The sequence below is a fragment of the Rhodopseudomonas sp. BR0C11 genome (genome assembly GCF_010820945.1).
Classification (GTDB): domain Bacteria; phylum Pseudomonadota; class Alphaproteobacteria; order Rhizobiales; family Xanthobacteraceae; genus Rhodopseudomonas; species Rhodopseudomonas palustris_H.
Map to the genome: position 1 here is coordinate 1 of NZ_QTKI01000168.1, position 9,507 is coordinate 9,507.

Sequence of the window (9,507 nt, forward strand, 5' to 3'; positions counted from 1 at the left end):
ACGCCGAGCGTGTACAGCAGGCCACCTATTGCCAGGAACCACATCGCCGTGGTCGGCAGCGTCTCGATCACCTGGTCGTAGGCGATGATGCCGCTCCAGCCGAGCGCGAGGTAAAGCCCGACCGACAGCTTGTCGAACTTACCGGGCTTGAACAGCTTCAGCAGGATGCCGACCACCGCCACGCCCCAGACGCCGGCGAGCAGCGCCAGGCCGAACATCTGATCCTTGATCTGGCTGATGATCGGTGTGTACGTTGCGGCGATCAGAATGTAGATCGCCGAATGGTCGAACCGCCGCAGCAGCCATTTGCGCGGCGATACCGGCCAGAGATTGTACGCGGCCGACAGGCCGAGCATCGCCAGCAGCCCTGCAACATACACCGATACCGAGACGATCGTCGGCGTGGATGCGAACACGCCGGTCAGCGTGACCAGCGCGGTCGCGGCGATCAAACCGGCGACGAGGCCCAGCACATGCACGACGCCATCGGCGATCAGCTCGGCGCGATCGTAGTTCCAGTGGACCGCGCCTTTGGCGTCGATCCTGGCATGCGACACGATTTGCTTGAGGCGGAAGATCGTCATTCTGCAGCGAACACCCTGTTCTCGAACACCTTATCCGAATTGATCTGGCGCATTCATGACGCCGGTCGGCGATGCGATACACATCCTGCGGCACGCTCGGCCACCGCCACCGTCCGATCGAGCACGAATTTTCCGCCGGAAAGGCGGCAAAGCCAAGACCGGCAGTACAGGTCGGATTGTCGCACGAATCGGCGGTTTCCGGCTAGTTTCGCCGGCAACTCTGACGATTGAACCTTGGCGCATGGCCTTCAATTTTTCCAATCTGCTCGAAGATGCGTGGCTCTCGGCGCGGGCGCTCAAGGACTACAGCGAGAACCTGTTCAATCCCACGATCCGGCTCGGCGTCACCGGTCTGTCGCGCGCGGGAAAGACGGTGTTCATCACCGCTCTCGTGCACGGGTTGTGCCGGGGCGGCCGGTTTCCGATCTTTGAATCGATGTCGACCGGGCGGATCGCCACCGCGCGGCTGGCGCCGCAGCCGGACGATGCGGTGCCTCGCTTCGCCTATGAGAACTTCCTCGCAACGCTGATCGAGCAGCGGCAATGGCCGAGCTCGACCGTCGACATCAGCGAGTTGCGGCTGGTGATCGACTATCAGCGCAAGAACGGCTCTGAGACCACGTTGACGCTCGACATCGTCGACTATCCGGGCGAATGGCTGCTCGACCTGCCGCTGCTGACCAAGAGTTACGAGCGCTGGGCGGCCGAAAGCCTGGCGCTGTCGCGCCAGGACCCGCGAGCCCGGGTGGCGCGGGAGTGGCACGCCCATCTCGCCACGCTCGATCCCAAAGGACGCGAGAACGAGCAGGAAACCCTGAAAGCTGCGCGGCTGTTCACCGCTTACTTGCGCGCCTGCCGCGACGAGCAGTTCGCGATGAGCCTGCTGCCGCCGGGCCGCTTCCTGATGCCGGGCAATCTTGCCGGTTCGCCGGCGCTGACCTTCGCGCCGCTGGACGTGCCGGACGGCGGCATCGCGCCGGATGGCTCGCTGTGGGCGATGATGCGCCGCCGGTTCGAAGCCTATAAGGACGCCGTGGTGCGGCCGTTCTTCCGCGATCACTTCGCCCGGCTCGACCGCCAGATCGTGCTGGCGGACGCGCTGTCGGCCTTCAACGCCGGGCCCGAGGCGCTGCAGGACCTCGAAGCCGCGCTGGCCGGCATCCTCGAATGCTTCCGGGTCGGCCGCTCGACGCTGCTCAGCTCGGTGTTCCGGCCGCGGATCGACAAGATCCTGTTTGCGGCCACCAAGGCCGACCATCTGCACCATTCCAGCCACGACCGGCTGGAGGCGATCCTGCGCAAGCTGGTCGACCAGGCGATGCGGCGGGCCGAATTCGCCGGCGCCAAGGTCGACGTGGTGGCGATGGCCGCCGTCCGCGCCACCCGGGAAGCCCAGGTGCAGCGCGGCCGTGACCGGCTGCCCTCGATCGTCGGCACGCCGATCGCCGGCGAAATGGCCGAGGGCGAGGTGTTCGACGGCGAAACCGAGGTTGCCACCTTCCCGGGCGACCTGCCGACCAATCTGCAGGGCTTGTTCCGCGGCGAGGACACCTTCCGTGGTTTGGCCGCCGGCTCGCATCAGGAAGCCGACTTCCGCTTTTTGCGCTTCCGCCCACCGCGGCTCGACAGCCATGATCCCGACGGTCCGGCGCTGCCTCACATCCGCCTCGACCGGGCGCTTCAGTTCCTGATCGGAGACCGACTGCAATGACCGAGCGGGTTCCTCCTCGCCGGCCGGCGACCTTCAAGCTCAGCGACCCGAGCGTGGTGCTGATCGATTCCGATGACGGCGGCGGCAGCTACACGGCCAAGCCGTCCGCGAAAGCGGACGCCAAGCCTGCCGCGTCTGCGGCCGGCGCCGCACCGCCACCCCCGCCGCCGCGCGCCAGGGTCGAGCTCGCCCGCGAAGCCGAGCCGCCGATCTCGGCGCCGAAAGCGCCGAAGAGCGTCATCAATCCGAAGAAGGGCTTCCGCTGGGGCACCGTGTTCTGGAGCGCCGCGACCGGACTGGTGTCGCTGGCGTTCTGGCTGTGGATCAGCAAGCTGGTCGAGGACCTGTTCGCACAGAGCCAGACGCTCGGCACCATCGGCATGGTGCTGGCGATCCTGGCCGGCGGCTCCCTGGCGATCATCATCGGCCGCGAAGCCTTCGGCCTGATCCGCCTGGCGCGGATCGAGCAGCTCCACGCCCGCGCTGCGCGCGTGCTGGAAACCGACAACAGCGCCGAGGCCCGCGCCATCATCCGCGAGCTGCTGAAGTTCGAACATCCCAACCCGCAGCTCGCCCATGGCCGCGCCACGCTGCAGAAGCACATCGACGACATCATCGATGGCGCCGACCTGATCCGCCTCGCCGAGCGCGAACTGATGACGCCGCTCGACCTTGAAGCGAAGGTGCTGATCTCGAAGGCCGCGCAGCGGGTGTCACTGGTGACCGCGATCAGCCCGAAGGCACTGATCGACGTGCTGTTCGTGGCGATCGCCGCGACCCGGCTGATCGGACAGCTCGCGCGGCTGTACGGCGGCCGCCCCGGCGCGCTCGGCATGTTCAAGCTGATGCGCCAGACGGTGTCGCACCTCGCCATCACCGGCGGCATCGCGCTCAGCGACAGCGTGATGCAGTCGGTACTCGGCCACGGCCTCGCCTCGCGGCTGTCGGCCAAGCTCGGCGAAGGCGTCGTCAACGGCATGCTCACTGCACGGCTCGGTCTCGCCGCCATCGATCTCACCCGACCGCTCCCGTTCGATGCCCTGCCCCGCCCGCAGCTTGGCGATCTGGTCAAGGATCTGATGAAGAAGCGGGAGAAGGACGAGTAGCGATCCGTTCGGCGGAGACCTGCGCTAAGCTGCGTTACGCCGAAGTTTCTTGTGCTGATCCGCGCCTGCTGACACAACGATCGTCATTCCGGGGCGCGAACCAAGTCGAGCGAGCCCGGAATCCAAAACCACTCACAGGGATTGAGGATTCCGGCCCTGCGCTGCTGGCCAGCGCATCCCGGAATGAGGCGATCGAGGTATGCACTCACTGATGGCGACGCGAGCGAAGCCGAACAAAAAGCAGAACGCTTCTGCCCGCGGGAAGAAGGCCGCCTGGCTCGGCGGCATCGGGCTTCGACAAGTCCGGATGTTCTGCGGGCTGGTGCTGTTCACCTATCTGCTCAGCCACTTCCTCAACCATGCGCTCGGCAACATCTCGCCGGCGGCTCTGCATGCCGGCGTGATGTGGCACCTGGAGATCTGGCAATTCCTGCCGGTCGCGATCCTGTTCTACGGCTCAGTGACGGTGCATGCCGGGCTCGGGCTGTGGGCGCTGTATCAGCGCCGCCAGTTTCGCTGGAAGACGCTGGAGCCGCTGCAGCTCATACTCGGGCTGTCGGTGCCGCTGATGATCTACAGCCATGTCATCGTGATGCGGCTCGGCAGCGTGCTGTACGACCAGGACCGGCTGTATCCGCAGGTGCTGTATAATTACTTCGTGGCTTCGCCGTCGTATCGGGCTTGGCTGATGGTCGCGGTGATGCTGATCGCCTGGACCCACGGCTGCATCGGCCTCTACGTCTGGCTGCGGATCAAGCCGGCGTTCCGCCGCGCGATGCCGTGGCTGCTGGCCGCCGCGGTGCTGGTCCCGTTGGCGCTGCTCGGCTTCTACCAGGGCGGACGCGAGGTGGCGCGCGAGGCAACCTCGCCGCAATGGCAGGCCGACAACCTCGCGCCCGCCAATCTCGGCACGCCGGAGCAGCAGCAGACGCTCGAAGCGATCAGCAACGGCTTCCTGGTTTTCTATCTCGGCCTGATCGCCCTGGCGCTGATCGCCCGCGCGGTGCGCGCGATCATCGAACGGCGCGGCGGCATGGTCCGGCTGACCTATGACGGCGAGCGCAGCATAAGGGTGCCGAAGGGCCTCACCGTGCTGGAGGCGACGCAGCGCCACAACATCCCGCACGCCTCCGCCTGCGGCGGCCGGGCCCGCTGCTCGACCTGCCGGATCCGCGTGTTGGGCGATCCCGCCGCGTTGCCGCAGCCGTCGCCGCGCGAGGCCTTCGTGCTCGCCTCGATCGGCACCGGCGACGATCCGTCGATCCGCCTCGCCTGCCAGCTCAGGCCGACGCAGGACCTCGCCTTCGTGCCGGTGTTTCCGCCGCGCAACGTCGCAGCCGCGCGGAAGGCGGCACGCGCGGCACGGGTCGGCGAGGAGCGCTATCTGGTCAGCATGTTCGTCGATATGCGCGGCTCGACCAAGCTCGCCGAAAGCCGGCTGCCGTTCGACACCGTGTTCATCGTCAACCGCTTCCTCGGCGCGGTGTCGCGCAGCGTGATCGCCTGCGGCGGCCAACCCAATCAGTTCGTCGGCGACGGCATGCTGGCGCTGTTCGGACTTGCCGAAACACCGCGCGAGGCGTGCCGCAATGCCGTTCGCGCCGCCGCGGCGATCGGCGCGGCGATCGATGAACTCAACAACTTCCTCGGCCACGATCTGCCCGAACCGATCCGCTTCGGCATCGGCATCCACAGCGGCGAAGTGGTGGTCGGCGAGATCGGCTATCGCGACCACATGGTGTTCACCGCGCTCGGCGACTCCGTCAACGTCGCATCACGGCTGCAAGATCTGACCAAGAGCCTCGCTTGCGAGACGCTGCTGTCGGACGAACTCCGCGCCACCGCGGGCCTGTCCGAACAGGCGCTACCGACGCTGGAATTGGAAATCCGAGGCCGCACCGAACCGATGCTGGTCTGCGTGGTCGAGCGCGCCGGCGATCTCGCGGCCGTGCTGAACGAGGACCTGGTGCTGGCCTGAACGGCCGGCGCACCGAACGATCATCAGTCGAGCTTGACCCACTGATCGACCGGCATCACTTCCGGCGTCTGCGCATAGGCGCGGGTCCACATGTCGACCACCCATTGCGTGCCGGTGGCACGCTCGGTCAGCACCGCGGTGTTGTGCGGTGTCTGCAGCACCAGGACATTGCCGCGATACTTGGGATCGCCGACGCTGTGATACTTGAACAAGCCCCAATCCTGCATCACCAGCAGCAGGCTGGTGGTGTTGCGGGTGGTGTCCCAGCAATCGAAATTGTGCTTGTCGTCGAAGTAACGGAAATCGGCGCGCGCGATCCGCTTGTCAGTGCCGAGCACCGGACCGAGACGACGGTCGAGCCACACCACCGCCTTCTGCACCGCCGCGCGTTCCGCCGCGGCCGAGGCCTTGCCGGACGCCATGATCCGCGACAGCGCGGCGCGATCGCCGGCCGAAAACGCCAGCTCGTAGCGGCGGCGGCAGACGAAGCCGTAGCACACCGTCATGCCCTTGGCGCTCGGCGGGAAGATCGACACCGAACTATACAGATACGAGACCTGCGAGCTGAGTTCGGCCGCCTTTGCCGGCGCACCGAACCAGGCGGCGACCAGCGCCACGGCCGCGAGCGCACCGAAACGTCGTGCGTTGGACTTGCCGCGCGTCACCGTCATCCCCGCTCCCAGCCTCCCTGTGGTGGAGGCGAAGCTAGCGTCAGGCCCCGACCGTGCCAATATGGCAGTCTGGATCGCACTGCATTTGCTGGCTGCACTGATGCACGCCGTCCACAGCTATCTCCGGCTTCGGGAGCCGACCGCCATGCCGTCCAACCCGCTGCTTGCCGAATTCACCGCGGCTTACGCGCCGGACGATGCTGCGCTGGCCGCGGAGCTGCTGGCGACCGCCGCGCTGCCGCCCGATCGTGAAGCTCGGATCAACCCTCTCGCCACCGAACTGATCACCGCGATCCGCGGTTCCGAACATGGCCTGGGCGGCGTCGAGGCGATGTTGCGCGAGTTCGCGCTGTCGACCAAGGAAGGCCTGGCTTTGATGGTGCTGGCCGAGGCGCTGCTGCGGGTTCCGGATGCCGCGACTGCAGACGCATTCATCGAGGACAAGCTCGGCCAGGGCGACTTCGCGCATCATCGCATCAAGTCCGATGCCGTGCTGGTGAACGCCTCGGCGTGGGCGCTCGGCCTGTCGGCCCGTCTCGTCCACGCCGGCGAGACGCCGCAAGGCACGCTGGCGGCTCTGACGAAGCGGATCGGCGCGCCCGCGGTGCGCGCCGCAACGCGCCAGGCGATGCGGCTGATCGGCAATCACTTCGTTCTCGGCGAGACCATCGAGGCCGCACTTGCCCGCGCCCAGGCGCAGGCGCGCGAGGGCTCGCGATATTCTTACGACATGCTTGGCGAAGGCGCCCGCACTGCCGAGGATGCCGAACGCTATTATCAGTCCTACGCGGATGCGATCATCGCGATCGGCCGCAGTGCCGGCAACGCTGCGTTGCCGGCGCGTCCGGGGATCTCGGTGAAGCTGTCGGCGTTGCATCCGCGGTTCGAGGCGATCAGCCACGACCGCGTGATACGGGAACTGACGCCGCGGCTGCTCGAGCTGGCGCGGCTCGCCAAGAGCCACGACCTCGCCTTCACGGTCGATGCCGAAGAAGCCGACCGGCTCGAACTGTCGCTCGAGGTGTTCGCTGCCTGCTTCGCCGATGCCTCGCTCAAAGGCTGGGACGGCTACGGCCTCGCCGTGCAAGCTTATCAGAAGCGCGCCGCCGCGGTGATCGACCATGTCGCCGAACTGGCGGGCGCGCTCGACCGCCGTATGATGCTGCGGCTAGTGAAGGGCGCCTATTGGGACACTGAGATCAAGCGCGCGCAGGAGCGCGGGCTTGCCGACTATCCGGTGTTTACCAGAAAGCCGATGACCGATCTCAACTACCTGCACTGCGCGCGCAAGCTGCTGGCACTGCGCCCGCGCCTGTTCCCGCAATTCGCCAGCCACAACGCGCTGACGGTCGCGACCATCCTGGCCGAGGCTGGGAATTGCGACGGCTACGAATTCCAGCGGCTGCACGGCATGGGCGAAGCGCTGTATGCGCGGCTGCTGGCCGATCGCCCGCAGGCGGTGTGCCGGATCTACGCGCCGGTCGGCGGCCATCGCGACCTGCTGGCCTATCTGGTGCGGCGGCTGTTGGAGAACGGCGCCAACTCCTCCTTCGTGGCGCAGGCCGGCGACGACAGCGTGCCGATCGCCGAGTTGCTGGCGCGACCAGCCACACTGATCGGCAATGCGGAGAATGCACGCAACCCGGCAATCCCGCTGCCGCGCGATCTGTATCAGCCGCAACGTCTGAACTCGCGCGGCATCGAATTCGGCGACCGTAGCTCGCTCGCCGCGCTGCTCAGCGATATCGAAGACGCACGCCGCCCGCTGCCGGCCCTCGAATCCGCCACACCGGAGCAAGCCGCGGCTGCAGTCCGGGCCGCACGCAAGGGCTTCGAATCCTGGAGCCGAACCTCCGCCGATCATCGCGCCGCGATCCTGGAGCGCGCCGGCGATCTGCTGGAGCAGCGTCGTGCGGCATTCATCGCCCTCTTGCAGGACGAGGGCGGCAAGACGCTCGACGATGGCGTGGCGGAGGTGCGCGAAGCGGTCGACTACTGCCGCTATTACGCCAGCGAGGGCCGCCGGCTGTTCGGCGCACCACTGGGGCTCTCCGGTCCGACCGGCGAGCGCAACACGCTGGCGTTGCGCGGGCGCGGCGTGTTCGTCGCGATTAGCCCATGGAACTTCCCGCTGGCGATCTTCCTCGGCCAGATCACCGCGGCGCTGATGGCCGGCAACGCGGTCGTCGCGAAACCGGCCGAGCAGACGCCGGTGATCGCCGAGGTGACGGTGCGGCTGCTGCATGAAGCCGGTGTGCCGCGCGAGGCGCTTCAACTGCTGCAAGGCGACGGCCGCATCGGCGCCGCACTGGTCGAGCAGCCGGACGTCGCCGGCGTCGTGTTCACCGGATCGACCGAGGTGGCGCGGGCGATCAACCGGACGCTCGCCGCCAAGGACGGTCCGATCGTGCCGCTGATCGCCGAGACCGGTGGCATCAACGCGATGATCGTCGATGCCACCGCGCTGCCCGAGCAGGTCGCTGACGACGTGATCGCCTCCGCGTTCCGCTCCGCCGGGCAGCGCTGTTCGGCGCTGCGGCTGCTGTGCGTGCAGGATGACGTTGCCGACCGAGTGATCGAGATGATTGCCGGCGCCGCGCGCGAACTGAAAATAGGCGATCCGCGCGATCCGGCGACGCATGTCGGACCGGTGATCGACGCCGAGGCCAAAGCCAGGCTCGACCCGCATATCACCAAGATGAAACGAGAGGCGCAGCTTCACTTCGCCGGCACGGCACCAACGGGCGGCAACTACGTCGCGTCGCACATCTTTGAACTCAGCCGCGCCTCGCAGCTCACCGAGGAAGTGTTCGGTCCGATCCTGCATGTGGTGCGCTACAAGGCGGCGCAGTTCGACGAACTCCTCGATGACATCGCCGCCACTGGCTACGCCCTCACACTCGGCGTGCAGTCGCGGATCGACGAGACGATCGCGCGCGTGCTCGCGCGGCTGCCGACCGGCAATGTCTATGTGAACCGCAGCATCATCGGCGCCGTCGTCGGCGTCCAGCCGTTCGGCGGCTCCGGCCTGTCCGGCACCGGGCCCAAAGCCGGCGGCCCGCATTATCTGCCGCGCTTCGCGCTGGAACAGACGGTGTCGATCAACACTGCAGCCGCCGGCGGCAATGCCGCGCTGCTGACGGGCGAAAACTAGCTGCCGTCATTTCGAGAAGGCGAAGCCGACGAAGCAATCCATAGCTCAGTGCCGGGCGCTTCTGGATTGCTTCGCTGCGCTCGCAATGACGCGCCCAATTCCATCCTCATCATCTTCGCAGGGCACCCGGGATAACCGCCATGCCGGTTCCTATATTGCATCACGCCACGAAGCCGGCTCATATGCGAACGTATCCGGCGGCGCGTAGCACCGAGAATTCCGGATCGCGAAAAACAAGAAAACAGGGAGCTCACGCGCATGGACGAGAACGGCATCTTCAGCGGCCTCAAGGTGCTGGATTGC

6 protein-coding genes are annotated in these 9,507 nt (G+C 67.0%); 4 read left to right on the forward strand and 2 right to left on the reverse strand.

The features are described 5' to 3' along the window. Positions 1-584: PAQR family membrane homeostasis protein TrhA (gene trhA, locus DYI24_RS14275; protein WP_164572759.1), on the reverse strand; the 584-nt coding region annotated here is incomplete at its 3' end. Positions 585-825: 241 nt separating this feature from the next. Between trhA and DYI24_RS14280 the strand changes: the two genes are divergently transcribed. The 3 genes from DYI24_RS14280 to DYI24_RS14290 all read left to right on the forward strand — a co-directional run bounded on the left by DYI24_RS14280 (position 826) and on the right by DYI24_RS14290 (position 5,379). Then, a complete protein-coding gene (locus tag DYI24_RS14280) occupies positions 826-2,295 on the forward strand; it encodes a YcjX family GTP-binding protein (RefSeq protein WP_107354781.1) in 1,470 nt (489 codons plus the stop codon). Beyond that, complete coding sequence (locus tag DYI24_RS14285; protein WP_107343585.1) at positions 2,292-3,401, forward strand: YcjF family protein; 1,110 nt, start codon at positions 2,292-2,294, stop codon at positions 3,399-3,401. The genes DYI24_RS14280 and DYI24_RS14285 overlap by 4 nt, the downstream gene beginning before the upstream one ends. 211 nt (positions 3,402-3,612) lie before the next feature. Then, complete coding sequence (locus tag DYI24_RS14290) at positions 3,613-5,379, forward strand: adenylate/guanylate cyclase domain-containing protein (protein WP_164572760.1); 1,767 nt, start codon at positions 3,613-3,615, stop codon at positions 5,377-5,379. 23 nt (positions 5,380-5,402) lie between these two features. Here DYI24_RS14290 and DYI24_RS14295 read toward each other — a convergent pair whose 3' ends face one another. Continuing rightward, on the reverse strand, positions 5,403-6,050 hold the full coding sequence (locus DYI24_RS14295) for a hypothetical protein (protein WP_164572761.1): 648 nt from the start codon (positions 6,048-6,050) through the stop codon (positions 5,403-5,405). 145 nt (positions 6,051-6,195) lie between these two features. Between DYI24_RS14295 and putA the strand changes: the two genes are divergently transcribed. Continuing rightward, a complete protein-coding gene (gene putA, locus DYI24_RS14300) occupies positions 6,196-9,204 on the forward strand; it encodes a bifunctional proline dehydrogenase/L-glutamate gamma-semialdehyde dehydrogenase PutA (RefSeq protein ID WP_164572762.1) in 3,009 nt (1,002 codons plus the stop codon). The last annotated feature ends 303 nt before the right edge of the window (positions 9,205-9,507 follow it).

Bases quoted from the DNA above. Each gene is read 5' to 3' on its own strand.
- DYI24_RS14280 (WP_107354781.1), top strand. From the start codon at position 826: ATGGCCTTCAATTTTTCCAATCTGCTCGAAGATGCGTGGCTCTCGGCG.
- DYI24_RS14285 (WP_107343585.1), top strand. From the start codon at position 2,292: ATGACCGAGCGGGTTCCTCCTCGCCGGCCGGCGACCTTCAAGCTCAGC.
- DYI24_RS14290 (WP_164572760.1), top strand. From the start codon at position 3,613: ATGGCGACGCGAGCGAAGCCGAACAAAAAGCAGAACGCTTCTGCCCGC.
- DYI24_RS14295 (WP_164572761.1), bottom strand. From the start codon at position 6,050: ATGACGGTGACGCGCGGCAAGTCCAACGCACGACGTTTCGGTGCGCTC.
- putA (WP_164572762.1), top strand. From the start codon at position 6,196: ATGCCGTCCAACCCGCTGCTTGCCGAATTCACCGCGGCTTACGCGCCG.